Source organism: Gemmiger formicilis, assembly GCF_016901605.1.
In the GTDB taxonomy this organism is placed as follows: domain Bacteria; phylum Bacillota; class Clostridia; order Oscillospirales; family Ruminococcaceae; genus Gemmiger; species Gemmiger formicilis_B.
The window spans coordinates 1-354 of the sequence record NZ_JACJKP010000518.1 but is presented as its reverse complement, the minus strand read 5'-3'; the positions used below and the strand labels follow the sequence as shown (position 1 = coordinate 354).

The 354-nt window shown below is 64.1% G+C and carries 1 pseudogene; it reads right to left on the bottom strand.

Annotation, left to right across the window (positions count from 1 at the left end):
• Positions 1–354: pseudogene (locus H6B10_RS15730) on the bottom strand (asparagine synthase (glutamine-hydrolyzing)); the annotation flags it as partial.

Here is a 354-nt window from a genome sequence, read left to right as displayed (position 1 = left end):
CTCGCTGGCAAACAACAGGGTGCCGTCCGCTGCCTGGTAATAGTACAGCGGTTTGATGCCAAAGGCGTCCCGTGCACAGAAAAGGGTCCCGGTCTGCCGGTCCCACAGCGCAAAGGCAAACATACCTCGCAGCCGTGGCAGCAGCGCCCGGCCCCATTCCTCCCAGCCGTGCAGCAGCACTTCGGTGTCGGAGCGGGTGGCAAAGGTGTGCCCGGCGGCCTGCAATTCTGCCGTCAGGGCCGGGTAATTGTAGATCTCCCCGTTGAACACAACCGCCAGACGGCCATCCTCGTTGAACATGGGCTGGGGACCGCCGTCCAGGTCAATAATGGCCAGCCGCCGGTGCCCCAGTGC